General features: G+C 69.0%; 15 protein-coding genes. 2 read left to right on the top strand and 13 right to left on the bottom strand.

Annotated elements, in window-relative coordinates:
- Positions 1-29: 29 nt before the first annotated feature.
- Positions 30-1,352: a 2-oxoglutarate dehydrogenase complex dihydrolipoyllysine-residue succinyltransferase gene (gene odhB / locus QWY84_RS03745; protein WP_290201114.1), complete on the bottom strand. Its 1,323-nt coding sequence runs from the start codon at positions 1,350-1,352 to the stop codon at positions 30-32.
- Between the two features lie 127 nt (positions 1,353-1,479).
- Positions 1,480-4,311: a 2-oxoglutarate dehydrogenase E1 component gene (locus QWY84_RS03740; protein ID WP_290201113.1), complete on the bottom strand. Its 2,832-nt coding sequence runs from the start codon at positions 4,309-4,311 to the stop codon at positions 1,480-1,482.
- A 406-nt stretch (positions 4,312-4,717) separates the two neighbouring features.
- Between QWY84_RS03740 and QWY84_RS03735 the strand changes: the two genes are divergently transcribed.
- Positions 4,718-6,496 carry a cyclic-di-GMP receptor FimW-related protein gene (locus QWY84_RS03735; protein WP_290201112.1) on the top strand — a complete coding sequence of 593 codons (1,779 nt, stop codon included), beginning with the start codon at positions 4,718-4,720 and terminating at the stop codon, positions 6,494-6,496.
- 132 nt (positions 6,497-6,628) lie between these two features.
- Here the strand turns inward: QWY84_RS03735 and tatC are convergent, their stop codons facing one another.
- The 11 genes from tatC to QWY84_RS03680 all read right to left on the bottom strand — a co-directional run bounded on the left by tatC (position 6,629) and on the right by QWY84_RS03680 (position 13,137).
- Entirely contained in the window at positions 6,629-7,390 is a 762-nt protein-coding gene (gene tatC / locus QWY84_RS03730; protein ID WP_290201111.1) for a twin-arginine translocase subunit TatC, read from the bottom strand.
- A complete protein-coding gene (gene tatB / locus QWY84_RS03725; protein ID WP_290201110.1) occupies positions 7,377-7,790 on the bottom strand; it encodes a Sec-independent protein translocase protein TatB in 414 nt (137 codons plus the stop codon). Before tatB ends, tatC begins: the two co-directional genes overlap by 14 nt.
- A gap of 132 nt (positions 7,791-7,922) precedes the next feature.
- Positions 7,923-8,207 (bottom strand): twin-arginine translocase TatA/TatE family subunit, encoded by a 285-nt coding sequence (gene tatA / locus QWY84_RS03720; protein ID WP_290201109.1) that lies wholly within the window; start codon positions 8,205-8,207, stop codon positions 7,923-7,925.
- Positions 8,208-8,244: 37 nt separating this feature from the next.
- Positions 8,245-8,577, bottom strand: coding sequence for a phosphoribosyl-ATP diphosphatase (locus QWY84_RS03715; RefSeq protein WP_290201108.1), 333 nt, complete (start codon positions 8,575-8,577; stop codon positions 8,245-8,247).
- Positions 8,570-8,962, bottom strand: coding sequence for a phosphoribosyl-AMP cyclohydrolase (gene hisI / locus QWY84_RS03710; RefSeq protein ID WP_290201107.1), 393 nt, complete (start codon positions 8,960-8,962; stop codon positions 8,570-8,572). Before hisI ends, QWY84_RS03715 begins: the two co-directional genes overlap by 8 nt.
- Entirely contained in the window at positions 8,959-9,744 is a 786-nt protein-coding gene (gene hisF, locus QWY84_RS03705) for an imidazole glycerol phosphate synthase subunit HisF (protein WP_290201106.1), read from the bottom strand. The genes hisI and hisF overlap by 4 nt, the downstream gene beginning before the upstream one ends.
- Entirely contained in the window at positions 9,741-10,493 is a 753-nt protein-coding gene (hisA, locus tag QWY84_RS03700; RefSeq protein ID WP_290201105.1) for a 1-(5-phosphoribosyl)-5-[(5-phosphoribosylamino)methylideneamino]imidazole-4-carboxamide isomerase, read from the bottom strand. The genes hisF and hisA overlap by 4 nt, the downstream gene beginning before the upstream one ends.
- A gap of 10 nt (positions 10,494-10,503) precedes the next feature.
- A complete protein-coding gene (gene hisH, locus QWY84_RS03695) occupies positions 10,504-11,151 on the bottom strand; it encodes an imidazole glycerol phosphate synthase subunit HisH (RefSeq protein ID WP_290201104.1) in 648 nt (215 codons plus the stop codon).
- Positions 11,152-11,162: 11 nt separating this feature from the next.
- A complete protein-coding gene (gene hisB, locus QWY84_RS03690) occupies positions 11,163-11,756 on the bottom strand; it encodes an imidazoleglycerol-phosphate dehydratase HisB (RefSeq protein ID WP_290201103.1) in 594 nt (197 codons plus the stop codon).
- Positions 11,757-11,843: 87 nt separating this feature from the next.
- Entirely contained in the window at positions 11,844-12,302 is a 459-nt protein-coding gene (dtd, locus tag QWY84_RS03685; protein ID WP_290201102.1) for a D-aminoacyl-tRNA deacylase, read from the bottom strand.
- Between the two features lie 316 nt (positions 12,303-12,618).
- Positions 12,619-13,137, bottom strand: a complete 519-nt coding sequence (locus QWY84_RS03680; protein ID WP_290201101.1) for a hypothetical protein — start codon at positions 13,135-13,137, stop codon at positions 12,619-12,621.
- A gap of 159 nt (positions 13,138-13,296) precedes the next feature.
- On the opposite strand from QWY84_RS03680, the gene QWY84_RS03675 reads away from it, so the two are divergent.
- Positions 13,297-14,175 carry a lysophospholipid acyltransferase family protein gene (locus QWY84_RS03675; RefSeq protein WP_290201100.1) on the top strand — a complete coding sequence of 293 codons (879 nt, stop codon included), beginning with the start codon at positions 13,297-13,299 and terminating at the stop codon, positions 14,173-14,175.
- Positions 14,176-14,187 lie beyond the last annotated feature (12 nt).

Genomic DNA, 14,187 nt, shown 5'->3' with positions numbered 1-14,187 from the left:
TCCTGAATCGGGTGACAACGCGACGCGGCTCAGACCTCGAGCAACAGACGCGCCGGATCCTCGATGCACTCCTTGAGCGCCACCAGGAAGCTCACCGCCTCCTTGCCGTCGATGATGCGGTGATCGTAGGACAGCGCCAGGTACATCATCGGGCGGATGACGATCTCGCCGTTCTCCACCACCGGACGTTCCTGCGTCTTGTGCATGCCGAGGATGGCGCTCTGCGGCGGGTTGAGAATCGGCGTCGACAGCAGCGAACCGAAGATGCCGCCATTGGTGATGGAGAACGTGCCACCGGTGAGCTCGTCCATGGTCAGCTTGCCGTCCCGGGCGCGCTTGCCGAAATCGACGATGTTGGACTCGATGTCGGCATAGCTCTGGTGGTCGGCGTCGCGCAGCACCGGCACCACCAGGCCGCGATCGGTGCTCACGGCGATGCCGATGTCCTGGTAGCCGTGGTAGATGATGTCGGTACCGTCGATGGAGGCGTTCACCGCGGGGTAGCGCTTCAGCGCCTCGCACGCCGCCTTGACGAAGAAGCTCATGAAGCCGAGCTTGACGCCGTGGGTCTTCTCGAACTGCTCCTTGTAGCGGGCCCGCAGGTCCATGACCGGCTTCATGTTGACCTCGTTGAACGTGGTCAGCATGGCCGCGGTCTGCTGGGCCTCCACCAGGCGCTCGGCGATGCGCTGACGCAGGCGGGTCATGGGGACGCGGCGTTCCGGCCGCTCCGCCGCCCCGGCCGCAGCACTGCCGAGGGGCTCCGGCTCCGCCTCCTTGGCCTCCCGGGAGGGGTCGCGGGCCGGCGGCGTCGGCGGCTGGGACGGCTCGGTGGTCGGCCCCGCGGCGCCGGCCGACTCCATGTAGTTGAGAACGTCCTCCTTGGTGATCCGCCCGCCGGGACCGGTGGCCGGTATGGCGGCGGGGTCGAGGTCGTTCTCCGCGACCAGCCGGCGCACCGCCGGGCTGAGCTCGGATTCGTCCACCGCCGCGCTCGCTCCGGCGGCGGGCTTGGCCGGCTCGGCCTCCGGCGCCTTGGCGGGCTCGGGAGCGGGCTCCTGCTCCTCCTTCGCCGGCGCCGACGGCTGCGCTTGCTCCCCGCCGCCGGCCTTGGCCTGATCGTCCAGGCTGCCGATGACCTGGTCGGCCATGACGGTATCGCCTTCACCGGCCTGGATCTCGCCCAGAACGCCGTCCGCCGGTGCCGGAACCTCCAGCACCACCTTGTCGGTCTCGATGTCTACCAGGTTCTCGTCGCGGCTCACCGCATCGCCCGGCTGCTTGTGCCAGGTGACCACGGTGGCTTCCGAGACGGATTCCGGCAGGGGCGGTACCTTGATATCGATGCTCATCCAGTGCCTCGCTTGTTTTTGCTTCCGGTTCCCGGGGACGGGGCAGGGCCGCGGCGCATGCAGGCGACCCTGGTTGTGCGTGGTCTGCCCGCTGGAGAAGCGTAGCAGGCAGGGGCCAGGAGCGCTGTCACAGCGTGAGCGCCTCGTCGACCAGTTTCCGCTGCTGCTCGTGATGGATCCGCGGATACCCCACGGCGGGGGATGCGGACGCCTCGCGCCCGGCGTAGTGCAGCTCCTGGCCTTCCTTCATGCAGCGGCGGAAGTGGTGCTGGGTCGAGTACCAGGCGCCCTGGTTCTTGGGCTCCTCCTGGCACCAGACGATGGTCTTCGCCTTGCCGTAGCGACGCCGCAGCAGCGCCGTGAGATCCTTCTCCGGGAACGGGTAGAGCTGCTCGATGCGGACAATGGCGATGTCCTTGAGCTCCCGGTTCCGGCGCTCGGTGAGCAGGTCGTAGTACACCTTGCCGCTGCACAGGATGACCTTGCTGACGTCCTTGACCTTGATGTCGTCGATCTCGTCGATGACGTTGTGGAAGTGCCCCTCGGTGAGATTCTCCAGCGCCGAGGTGGAGAGCTTGTGGCGCAGCAGGCTCTTGGGCGTCATCACCACCAGGGGCTTGCGGTAGCTGCGCAGTTGCTGCCGGCGGATCATGTGGAAGAACTGCGCCGGCGTGGTCGGCACGCACACCTGGATGTTGTGGTCCGCGCACAGCTGCAGGAAGCGCTCCAGCCGGGCCGAGGAATGCTCCGGGCCCTGGCCCTCGTAGCCGTGGGGCAGGTACAGGGTCAGCCCGGCCAGGCGGCCCCACTTGGTCTCGCCCGAGGTGATGAACTGGTCGATGACCACCTGGGCGCCGTTGACGAAGTCGCCGAACTGGGCCTCCCAGATCACCATGGTGCGGGGGTCGTTGCTGGCGTAGCCGTACTCGAAGCCCAGCACCGCCTCCTCGGACAGCAGCGAGTCGATGATGACGAAGTCTTCCGGCTCCGTGGTGACGTTCTTCAGGGGCACGTAGGTGGTGCCGTCCTGGGCGTTGTGGAGCACCGCATGGCGGTGCGAGAACGTCCCGCGGCCGCTGTCCTGGCCGGTGAGGCGTACCTTGTAGCCCTCCCGCAGCAGGCCGGCGTAGGCCATGGTCTCGGCGAAGCCCCAGTCCATGGCCAGGGCCCCGGCGCCCATCTTGCGGCGGCTCTCCATGATGCCCGCGACCCGGGGGTTGAGCTCGAACCGGTCGGGCAGCTGCTGCAGGGTCTCATTGAGCTCCCGCAGGGTCTGGGGAGCCAGGGTGGTATCCACCGGGTCGTCCCAGTTGCCCTGGAAATAGGTATCCCAGTCCACGGCGTAGTCGTTGCGCACGCCGGTGAGGATATGGGGCGCGACCACCTCCTCGTTGTCCAGTGCGTCGCGGTAGTCGCGGCTGATGGTCTCCAGGTCCTCCTCGGCGATGACCTGCTGCTCCGTCAGGCGCTTGGCGTAGAGCTTGCGGACCGTGGGGTGCTGCTTGATCTTGCTGTACATCATGGGCTGCGTCGCCGCGGGCTCGTCGGCCTCGTTGTGGCCGTGCCGGCGGTAGCAGATCACGTCGATCACCACGTCCTTGCGGAAGCGCTCGCGGAAGTCCAGCGCCAGCTGGGTGACGAAGACCACCGCCTCGGGATCGTCCCCGTTCACGTGGAAGATGGGTGCCTGCACCATCTTCGCCACCTCGGTGCAGTACAGCGTCGACCGGGAGTCCAGGGGGTTGGACGTCGTGAACCCGATCTGGTTGTTGATGATCACGTGGACCGTGCCGCCGGTATAGAAGCCCCGCGCCTGGGACAGCTGGAATGTCTCCATGATCACGCCCTGGCCGGCGAACGCGGCGTCCCCGTGGATCAGCACCGGCAGCACCTCCTCGCCCATGCGGTCGTGGCGACGCTGCATGCGCGCCCGGCAGGAGCCCTCCACCACCGGATTGACGATCTCCAGGTGCGACGGGTTGAACGCCAGGGCAAGGTGCAGCGCGCCGCCGGGGGTCTGGATGTCCGAGGAATAGCCCAGGTGGTACTTCACGTCGCCGGAGCCGGCGTTCTCCACGTTGAAGGTGCCCTCGAACTCCTGGAACAGGTCCGCCGGCGACTTGCCCAGGATGTTGATCAGGACGTTAAGCCGGCCCCGGTGGGCCATGCCCAGCACCAGCTCCTTCACGCCCTGGCCGCCGCTGTGCTGGATCAGCTCGTCGAGCAGCGGGATGAGGGACTCGCCGCCTTCCAGCGAGAAGCGCTTCTGGCCGACGTACTTGGAATGCAGGTACTTCTCGATCCCCTCGGCCGCCGACAGCCGCTCGAGGATGCTGCGCCGCTGGTCCGGCCGCAGGTCGGGGCGGCCCTGGACCCGCTCCAGGCGCTCCTGGATCCAGCGCTTCTCGCGGGTGTCGGTGATGTGCATGTACTCGGAGCCGATGGTGCCGCCGTAGGTCTCCTTGAGGAAGGCGATGATGTCGCGCAGCTTCATCCGGTCGGCGGTGAACAGGGAGCCGGTATTGAACTCCGCGTCCATGTCCGCCTCGGTGAGGTTGTGGAAGGCGGGATCCAGGTCCGGCACCTCGTGGGTCTCGCGCAGGTCCAGGGGGTCCAGGTTCGCTTTCTGGTGTCCGCGCACGCGCCAGGCGTTGATCAGGCGCAGCACCGCGGCCTGCTTCTCCGCCGCATCCGGCGACAGGGCGCCGCCGCTGACCGCCGCGGCCGCGCCGTTGCCGTTGTGCCGGGACAGCCGTGCGAACTCCTCGCGGACCTGGCTGTGCGGGACTTCCTTGACCTGCCGCGGCTCGGCCGCCTCCAGCCCCTGGAAGTAGGCGCGCCACTCCTGGGGAACCTGGGAGGCGTCCCGCAGGTACTGCTCGTAGAGGTTCTCGATGAACGCGGCATTCCCGCCCGCGAGGTAGGAGCTGCGCTGCAGCTTCTGGAAGTCGCCTTTCATTGCGTATCACCTTTTCCGTCGGTGCGTCTGGAGACGGCGGGGGAGGCGCTTTCGCGGAAGGATACGGCCCGTTCCCGATCATCCGGCCCGGATGAATCACCGAACACCGAGGCTCCCTGGCAGGGCATGCACTGTGAGGGGTGTCCCATGGGCGCCACCCACCTCCCGGGGGGTCGTGTCATGCAGTTCCCGAAGAACCTTACCGCGTCGCGCCGCGCCTGACCACTCGAAACCGAAAAACTTACTAGGTAGTCAGTTTTCACGCCCGCGACCGTCAGTGCCGTCAAAGTAACGCGGTCCACCACCCCAAAGCAACCGCCGTGCACGCTTCGCGACGCCGGAGCTCGTGCCTTGCACCGGCGGACATGTGGTAATGTGCCGCGCAGGGAATGGCGCGGTATCACTCATGGTAAGTCCTACGCCGCTGAAAGTACCCGAGATGCAGGCCGGCAGCGGTACGTTCACCGACCGGTCTCCGGGGGGAATCGCCGACTGGCTGGAGCAGCTGCCGCGGGGCAATCCGGATGCATGCGCCACCGCCGTGCTGAATGCCCTCCATGACAGCAACCGCAGCCCGCTGCGGAAGAGCTCGCGCTACCGGGTCGCCGAGCTGATGCGGCCGGTGGTCAACGACGTCAGCGAAGCCCTGGTCCGCCAGTACCGGAATGCGGCACTGCCCCTGAACGGCAGCGAGGAACAGCGTGCCGGGATGGTCCAGCAGCTGTACAACGAGCTGACCATCGCCTTCCGGCATGCGGTGAACGGCGCCCTGGCGAACCGCCCCGCGGGCGGCGACCCCAGGAGGCATCTCCTGGTCGCCACCCAGCGAGCGCTGCTCGCCCAGGGCCGCGCCCTGCTGGAGGCCTACCGGGTTCATGCACCGGAGCCCCAGGGGTTCTGGCGTACCCTGCATACCCTGTACGCGAACGCCGAGGCATTGCGCCTGCAGGCGCTGCCCATCGAGGGCGAGCCCGACAGCGACGAGACCGCCCTGTCCGTCAAGCAGGCCTATCTGCGCATCGTGATTCTCGCGCTGGCCAATCCCTATCACCTCATGCAGGGAGAAGCCGAAGAGCTGTATCGGCGGATCGGGCGCTGGGCGCATTTCACGCGCCTGGACCAAACCGGGCCCGGAACGCCGCTTGCCGGCCGCTTCGTGGTGGACCTGGACTCGGACTTCCCGCCGCGCTATCTGGCGCAGCAGCAGCGCCGGCAACTCCCCCTGGCGGAGCCGCGCGTGCTGGATCTCGAGCAGCTGGTGAGCACCCTCGACGGGCAGGTCGCGCGCCTCGACGACGAGCTGCGCCGCAGCCGCCATTCCGGCGCCCTGTCGCTGCGGATGCAGCGGAACATGTACCTGCGCTTCCAGAACGCCCTGGGCGGGCGCCAGGAGCGTACCACGGCCCGCCATTCGACCATGGCGCGCGTGACCCTCGTCGACGGGCTCGTGCGCTGCCACTACGTGCTCAACGGCCAGCGCCCGTTCCTGCCGGAGGCGGACGAACTCCGGTGGCGGCGGAAGCTCGCCGAAGCGTCCCGCGGGCGGGAAGGCCTGGAGCTGGCCGGGGACGAGTGGATTCAGCATCCCGGCAATGCGGGCCGACGCAACGCGGAGTTCCGGGCCTTCGACGCCGAAGCGGACGACATCTGGGCGCGCGCCCACCGGGTAGAGGTCGAAGCCGCCGACGACGACACCGGGGAGCCGGAGGCCATCGCCGGGGTGACCTTCAGCCGCAAGAACGCGAGCTCCGGGGGAATGGCCCTGTTCCAGCCCAGGGAATGCCCTCTGCGCACGCGCGTCGGGGAGCTGGTGGCCTACAGCGAGCCCGGCGCCGGGCAGGAGCCCGGGCAGTGGCGTCTCGCCACCATCCGCTGGTTGCGCACCCGCCCCGAGCGCGGGCTGGAACTGGGCGTCGAGTTCCTGGCCGACGACGGCCATGCCGCGGCGAGCAAGGCCGAGAGCGGCCCGGGTGCGGGCTCCGACTACCTGCGCACCCTGATCGTCCCCCGGGTCAACCCGCTGGCGGCCGCGGCGACCCTGATCACGCCGGCCAATGTCTACGACGTCGGCACCCGGCTCGCCCTGAACCTGGGCGAGCTCGTGATTCACGTCCAGCTCACGGAAACCGTGGAGAGCACCCGCCACTACACGCAGTTCCGCTACCAGCCCGTTACCGGCGGCTAGTTGTCCTGTAACCCGAATTCGTCGGATTTTGCCTGTTCTCCGGGCCGCTGAGGCAAGGCCGTCGGCCCGACGGCGTAGAGTGCCCTACGGCGAGGGCCGGCAACGCCGCCTACGGGACGCGACGCGAGCCACTCACTCGTCCCGGTTCTCGTCGGACCGCTCCTCGGGCGCCTGGATGCCGTACCAGCGCGACAGCCACAGGCCCAGCTCGAAGAGCAGCCACACGGGAATGGCGAGCATCACCTGGGAGATGATGTCCGGCGGCGTCAGCAGCATGCCGACCGCGAACGCGGCCACGATCACGTAGGGTCGCTTGGCGGCCAGCGCATCCCGGCTGGTCGCCCCGGTGCGGATCAGCAGCATGGTGGCGATGGGCACCTCGAAGGCGAGGCCGAAGACCACCAGCATGGTCAGCACGAAATTCAGGTACTCGCTGATATCCGGCTGGTAGTTCACGCCCAGCGGCGTCACGCCGGCGAAGAACGGGAACACCAGCGGCAGCACCACGAAGTAGGCGAACACCGCCCCCAGGTAGAACAGCAGCGTGCTGGAGATCAGCAGCGGCCACACCAGCGTGCGCTCGTGGCGATAGAGCCCCGGCGCGACGAACGCCCAGAGCTGGTAGAGCAGGTACGGCATGGCCACGAACAGGGCGGCCACCAGCGACAGCTTCATGGGGATGAGAAACGGCGACGCCACCTGGACGGCCAGCAGCTCCCCCTCCGGCAGCACCCGCCGCAGGGGCGTTGCCACGAACGTGAACAGCGTGTCGTAGAAGGGATAGATGCACAGGAAGGCCACCAGGGTGGCCCCCAGGGCGCGCATCAGGCGCGAGCGCAGCTCCAGCAGGTGGCTGAGGAAGGGGCGATCCTCGTCGAACTCAGGTATTGCCATCGTCGCCCTGCCTGCCTTCGCCGGTACTGCCCGCGCTGCTGTCCGCGGCGGACCCGCCACCACCATCATCCGCGATGGACGGCCGCGCGCCGGCCGCGCCGGAGTCCCCGCGCGTCCGGGCGCCCCCGCTGCCGCGCCGGGCGGAACGGCCCTCGGTTCCCTTCATGACGTCCTGGTCGAGCCCGAGATCCGTGTCCTTGCGGAAGTCCCGCTCGGCCTGCTTGAGCTCGTCCAGGCGCACCTCGCGCTCCACGTCCCGCTTGACCGAATTGAACACCGACCGGGCGCGCCCGACCCAGAAGCCCATGGTCCGGGCCACCCGCGGCAAGCGCTCCGGGCCGATCACCACGAGGGCAACCACCAGAATCAGGAGCAGTTCCGGAAAGCTGAAATCAAACATGGTGGTGGCTGGCGCTCTCCCGATCAGGGGGGATCCATGCCCGCGAGCCGACGGCGCGCATGGGCAACGCACGCCGATGGAGCCGGAGGCCGCTCAGGCCGCCCGGCGGCTCGGCATACCGGGCGGGCCGCTTCAGGACGTATGTTCCCGGGATTGCCCGGCCTGCTTGTGCTCGCTCTGCCCGGCCTGCTCACCGTCCGCGGACTGCTGCAGCTGGGCCGGCTCGCCCTTGGACCCGTCGTCCGCTTCGTCGTCCTCGCGCTTGCCCTCTTCGCCGTCCTTCATGGCGCCGCGGAAGCCCTTGATGGCCGACCCCAGATCCGTACCCACGTTGCGCAGCTTCTTGGTGCCGAACAGCAGCAGCACGATGAGAAGAATGACGAGCAACGAACCGACACTGATTCCACCGATACCCATTTCTGTCTGTCTCCTGCACGGTCGCGCCGTGCGTGGTTCAGGTCTGGCGGGACGCCTTCTCGTCCAGCCCGGAAAGCCCGAAACGGCGCTCCAGCTCGGCCAGGACCTCGGCGGGGCCGAGGTCCGCGGCCGCCAGCATTACCAGTGTATGGAACCACAGATCCGCGGTTTCATAAACAAGCTGCTGCCGGTCCCCGGCCTTGGCGGCGATCACCGTCTCCGTGGCCTCCTCGCCCACCTTCTTGAGAATGCCGTCCATGCCCTTGGCGTAGAGCTTCGCCACGTAGGAGCTGTCGGGCGCGGCGTGCTTGCGCTCCTCGAGCACCCGGTGCAGGGCGTGCAGGACGGCGTCGCTGTTCGTGTCACTCACGGTAGATCTCCCCCGGATCCCGCAGCACGGGGTCCACCTCTTCCCAGGCGCCGCCGTGCAGGCGCCGGTAGAAGCAGGTCCGTCGGCCGGTGTGGCAGGCAATGCCCCCGAGCTGGGTCACCTTCAGCAGGATGACATCGTGGTCGCAGTCGACGCGGATCTCGCGCACGGCCTGGGTGTTGCCGGATTCCTCGCCCTTGTGCCAGAGGCGGCCGCGGGAGCGGGACCAGTAGACCGCCTCGCCCCGGGCCGCGGTGGCCGCCAGGGCGTCGCGGTTCATCCATGCCACCATGAGTACCTCGCCGGAGTCGGCATCCTGGGCGATGGCCGGCAGCAGGCCGTCCGCCCCCCAGGCAAGCTGCTCCAGCCAGTCGCCGCCGCTCATGGGGCCTCCTGCATGCGCACCGTCACCCCGCGGGCCGCCATGTAGGCCTTGGCCTCGGCGATGGTGTGCTCGCCGAAATGGAAGATGCTGGCCGCCAGCACGGCGTCGGCGCGCCCCTCGACGACGCCGTCCACCAGGTGCTGCAGCCCCCCGACCCCGCCGGAGGCGATCACGGGAACCGTCACGGCGTCGCTCACCGCCCGTGTCAGCTCCAGGTCGAAGCCCTCCCGGGTGCCGTCGCGGTCCATGCTGGTGAGCAGGATCTCGCCGGCACCGCAGTGCGCCATGCGCTGGGCCCAGGCGACCGCGTCCAGGCCGGTCGAGCGCCGCCCGCCGTGGGTGAACACCTCCCAGCGCGGGGGCTCGCCCGGGTCGCTGACGCGCTTGGCATCGATGGCCACCACGATGCACTGGGAGCCGAACCGCTCGGCCGCGTCCTCGACGAACTCGGGCTGATGGATGGCGGCGGTGTTGATGCCCACCTTGTCCGCGCCGGCGTTGAGCATGCGGCGGATGTCCGCGGGCGTGCGGATGCCGCCGCCGACGGTCAGCGGCATGAACACCTCCGCCGCCACGGCCTCCACCACCTGCACCAGGGTCTCGCGGTCGTCGGAGCTGGCGGTGATGTCCAGAAAGGTGATCTCGTCGGCGCCGGCTTGATCGTAGCGGCGGGCCACCTCCACCGGGTCGCCGGCATCGCGGATGTCCACGAACCGCACGCCCTTGACCACGCGCCCGGCGTCCACGTCCAGGCAGGGGATGATGCGCTTCGCCAGGGTCATGACACGCCCCGGGCCCCGCGGCTGCCGTTGACCACCGCCTGGGCCTCGTCCAGATCGAGCTTACCCTCGTAGAGCGCGCGCCCGATGATCGCTCCGGAGACGCCGTCCTGCTCGGCCTCGCACAGGTCGCGCACGTCATCCAGCGTGGTGACGCCGCCCGAGGCGATCACCGGGATGCTGATGCTGCGGGCGAGCTCGCGGGTCGCGCCGGTGTTGACGCCCCGCATCATGCCGTCGCGGCCGATGTCGGTGAACACCAGGGACTCCACCCCGGCCTCCTCGAAACGCTGCGCCATGTCGATGGCGCTGTGGCTGGACAGGCGCGACCACCCTTCCACGGCCACCTTGCCGTCGCGGGCGTCCAGGCCCACGAACACGTGGCCCGGGAACTCCAGGCAGGCATCGTCGACGAAGTGCGGCGTCCGCACCGCCTGGGTACCGATGATGACGTAGTCGACACCCACGTCCAGGAACGTCTGGATGGTATTGAAATCGCGGATGCCCCCGCCGACCTGGATCTCCACGTCGGGGAAGGCCTCGGCGATGCGGCCGATGATGTCGGCGTTCACCGGGAAGCCCTGCACGGCCCCGTTGAGATCCACCAGGTGGAGGCGGCGGGAGCCCGCTTCCACCCAGCGCGCGGCCATGGCGACCGGATCGTCGGAGAACACGGTCTCGTCGTCCATGTTGCCCTGGCGAAGGCGGACGCATCTGCCGTCCTTGAGGTCGATGGCGGGTATCAGCAGCATGATCTCCAGCCTAGTCGGTCCCGTCCCAGCGGGTGAAATTGGCGAGCAGCCCCAGCCCGGCGTGCTGACTCTTCTCCGGGTGGAACTGCGTGGCGAATATGTTCTCGCGGGCGATGACCGCGGTAAAGTCGAGCCCGTACGTGGCCACCCCGGCGGTCAGGTCAGGCCCCAGCAGCGGCACGTAGTAGCTGTGCACGAAATAGAACCAGCTGTCGTCGGGAACGCCGGCCCACAGCGGGTGCCCGCGGGTCTGGCGCACCTGGTTCCAGCCCATGTGGGGCACCTTGCCGGGCGCGGCCATGCCGGCCTCCGCGAACCCGGCGGCGAAGTGCCGCACCGTGCCCGGAACCAGCCCGAGGGCCGCGGTGCCGCCGTTCTCCTCGCTCTCTCCGAGCAGCGCCTGCATGCCCAGGCAGACCCCGAGAAACGGCTTCTCCCGGGCGACCTCCCGGACCACCCCGTCCAGCTCCAGGCGCTGGAGCTCACTCATGCACTCGCGGATGGCGCCGACGCCGGGCAGGATCACCCGGTCGGCCCCGCGTATGACCTCGGGCTCCCAGGTCACCCGCACGCGGGCACGGTCGTCCACGTGCTCCAGGGCCTTGGCCACGGAGCGCAGATTGCCCATGCCGTAATCGATAACCGCGATGGTCGCCATCGCCGCGCCCCCTACAGAGCCCCCTTGGTGGACGGCGTGGCCTCGGGCGAGCGCGGATCGGGCTCCGCCGCCATGCGCAATGCCCGTCCGAAGGCCTTGAATACCGTCTCCACCACGTGGTGCGTATTCTCGCCCCGGATCCCGTCCACGTGCACGGTCATGCACGCATGATTGACCAGCGCCCGGAAGAACTCCGGCACCAGCTCGACGTCGAACGCGCCCACGCGGTCCCGCGGGAACGGCACCTGGAACACCAGCCCGGGACGACCGGAGAAGTCGACCACCACCCGCGACAGCGCCTCGTCCAGCGGGCAGTACGCATGCCCGAAACGGCGGATCCCCTTCTTGTCGCCGACGGCCTCGCGCAGTGCCTGGCCGAGGGCGATACCGACGTCCTCCACGGTATGGTGGTCGTCGATGTGCGTATCGCCCGTGGCCGCGACGGTGAGATCGACCAGGCCGTGGCGCGCCACCTGGTCCAGCATGTGCTCGAAAAAGGGCACGCCGACGCGGAGGTCGCCGGCGCCCTGACCGTCCAGGTTCAGCTCCACACGGACCCGGGTTTCCAGGGTGTTGCGCTCAACGGTGGCCTGTCGATCCGCCATAGTCGTCATCGCCTGCTCGCGATCTGTCCGAAACGGCTGGGCATCATAGCACAAGCATCCCGGAAGCCATGCCTTGCGGGGCACGGGCTACGCCCTGGGGGTTGCCGGCGGCACCTCCAGCCAGAAGGTGACCGGGCCGTCGTTGACCAGGTGCACCTGCATGTCGGCGCCGAACCGGCCGGCCGCCACCGGCGCGTGCACGTCCCGGGCCGCCGCCACCAGCGCCTCGAAGCACGCCTGGCCCTCCTCCGGCGCTGCCGCCGGCCCGAAGCCCGGCCGGTTGCCCTTGCGCGTGTCGGCAGCCAGGGTGAACTGCGGCACCAGCAGCAGGCCACCCGCCGTGTCCTGGAGCGACCGGTTCATGCGCCCGGCGGCATCCGGAAAGACGCGATAGCCCAGCAGACGCTCCAGAAGCCGGTTGCGCTCGCGCTGGCCGTCACCGTGCTGCACGCCGACCAGGACCAGCAGCCCGTCGTCGATGGCCGCCACGACCTCCCCGGCAACCGCCACGTGGGCCCGTTCCACCCGCTGGAGCAAACCGATCACGCATGACCTCCCGGGGACGCATGGTCCGCATTGTCAGAAAATTCTTACAAAAGGAATCGGGGTTTACCGACTTGCCCGACCACCGGCTTGTGGCAATCTGTCCCTGTCACCGCAACGCAGGAAGCGTGACGCGCCAGGGACGGAGAGGATACAAAACCAACAACAGGGAAGCGCAACTGCAGTCAGGGAGGACATACGGGTCAGGGAGAGCCCGCGCAGAGCACCTTCAGCTGAGCCAACCTGCCAACCGGCACAACGGATGTGCCGGTTTTCTTTTGTCCGCGCCCCGGACAGCGGCGCGGCCGCTCCCGTCGCCCTATTTCTTGCGCGAGCCGCTCCCCTTGCTGCCGGACGAGCCGCTGCCGCCGCCCTGCGCCGTCTGCGACCACTGCATCATGGTCTCCTGGGCCCGCTGCGCCGCCTGCTGCCAGGCCTCCAGCACCTGCCGGCTCTCCTTCTCCCACTGACTCGCGGCCTTGCCCGGGTCCATCTGCTGGACGCTGCTCAGCCAGGCATCCCAGAGCTGCTTCTGGGCCTCCGTCCAGCCCTTCATCATTTCCTGCATCTGCTGCATCCACTGCTCCATGCCTTCCGGTGTCTGGGCACCGGACTGCTCCGACAGGCGTCTCGCCCACTGGGTCTGGGCCTCGAGGGCCTGACGGACGGACTTCTCCCAGGCTTCCAGCTGCGCCTTGTGGTCGGTGCCGGGAACACCTGCGCCCTGGGGCATGTCCTGACTGAGCTGCTTGACCGTACTCAGCCAGTTATCCCACATGCGACGCTGGGTCTCGGTCCAGGCGTTCATCATCTCTTCCATCTGCTTGTTCCAGTCCATCACTCCACCTCCGGTACGGGTCCGGCAGCGAACCGCTGAAGCCGCGTGCACCGCGGCAATCAAGGCAGAGGCCCACTGACCCGTTGCAAAAACGCTATACTCCGCCCCCTCAATGGTAGCAGGGCGGCGACGCCGCGGAGCGTCTCCGCTGGGGGGTTCGTGTCGCGCATTCAACTCATTCGGGGATTCCTGCGGGCCGCCAGCCGCCTGCCGCTGCCCGTTGCCCACGCCCTGGGGGCGGTGATCGGGACCGCGGCGGCGCTGGTGCCGAGCCGCGCGCGCCATGTCACGCGCGTCAACCTGCGCGTGTGCTTCCCGCGGGCGAGCCGCCCGTGGCGCCTGCGCATGCTGTTCGCCGCCTTCCGGGAGCTGGGCAAGCAGCTGCTGGAAACCGGCATCATCTGGTTCGCCGACGAGGCCCGCCTGCGGCGGCTGGTGGTCAACCCGGACGCCCTGGACACGCTCGCCGCCCACTGGCCGGAAGACCGCGGGCTGCTGCTGGCCGCGCCCCACCTCGGCAACTGGGAGCTGGCGAGCCTGTTCATCAACCAGCGCTTCCGGGTCCACAACCTCTACCGGCCGCCGCGCGACCCGGAACTGGAACCCCTGCTGCTCGAGGCGCGGGAGCGTACCGGGGCGCGCTCCCTGCCGGCGACCCCGGCAGGCATCCGTCAGCTCTACAAGCTCCTGCGCCAGGGCAGCCTGGTCGGCATCCTGCCGGACCAGACGCCGCGGGAAAGCGGCGTCCATGCGCCCTTCTTCGGGGTGCCGGCGCGCACCATGGGGCTGCTGTCGCAGATGGCGCGGAAGACGGGCGCGCCGGTGCTGTTCACGTTCATGGAACGCCTGCCGTGGGGGCGCGGATTCCGCCTGCACGTCCTGCCGGCCCCCGCGGGCATCGATGCCGACGATCCGCTGCAGGCGGCCACCGCCGTCAACGCCGGGGTCGAGGCCTGCGTCCGGCGCGCCCCCGCCCAGTACCAGTGGACCTATCGGCGCTTCCGCCCGGCGCCGCCGGGGCGGGAGCATCCTTACTAGGGCGTGTCGCCA

The organism is Aquisalimonas lutea (genome assembly GCF_030409225.1).
GTDB lineage: Bacteria > Pseudomonadota > Gammaproteobacteria > Nitrococcales > Aquisalimonadaceae > Aquisalimonas > Aquisalimonas lutea.
This window is presented reverse-complemented; position numbering and strand designations above follow the sequence as displayed.

Bases quoted from the DNA above. Each gene is read 5' to 3' on its own strand.
- tatC (WP_290201111.1), bottom strand. From the start codon at position 7,390: ATGGCAATACCTGAGTTCGACGAGGATCGCCCCTTCCTCAGCCACCTG.
- tatA (WP_290201109.1), bottom strand. From the start codon at position 8,207: ATGGGTATCGGTGGAATCAGTGTCGGTTCGTTGCTCGTCATTCTTCTC.
- hisB (WP_290201103.1), bottom strand. From the start codon at position 11,756: ATGGCGGATCGACAGGCCACCGTTGAGCGCAACACCCTGGAAACCCGG.
- hisF (WP_290201106.1), bottom strand. From the start codon at position 9,744: ATGACCCTGGCGAAGCGCATCATCCCCTGCCTGGACGTGGACGCCGGG.
- hisH (WP_290201104.1), bottom strand. From the start codon at position 11,151: ATGGCGACCATCGCGGTTATCGATTACGGCATGGGCAATCTGCGCTCC.
- hisI (WP_290201107.1), bottom strand. From the start codon at position 8,962: ATGAGCGGCGGCGACTGGCTGGAGCAGCTTGCCTGGGGGGCGGACGGC.
- hisA (WP_290201105.1), bottom strand. From the start codon at position 10,493: ATGCTGCTGATACCCGCCATCGACCTCAAGGACGGCAGATGCGTCCGC.
- QWY84_RS03680 (WP_290201101.1), bottom strand. From the start codon at position 13,137: ATGGACTGGAACAAGCAGATGGAAGAGATGATGAACGCCTGGACCGAG.
- QWY84_RS03735 (WP_290201112.1), top strand. From the start codon at position 4,718: ATGGTAAGTCCTACGCCGCTGAAAGTACCCGAGATGCAGGCCGGCAGC.
- odhB (WP_290201114.1), bottom strand. From the start codon at position 1,352: ATGAGCATCGATATCAAGGTACCGCCCCTGCCGGAATCCGTCTCGGAA.
- tatB (WP_290201110.1), bottom strand. From the start codon at position 7,790: ATGTTTGATTTCAGCTTTCCGGAACTGCTCCTGATTCTGGTGGTTGCC.
- QWY84_RS03740 (WP_290201113.1), bottom strand. From the start codon at position 4,311: ATGAAAGGCGACTTCCAGAAGCTGCAGCGCAGCTCCTACCTCGCGGGC.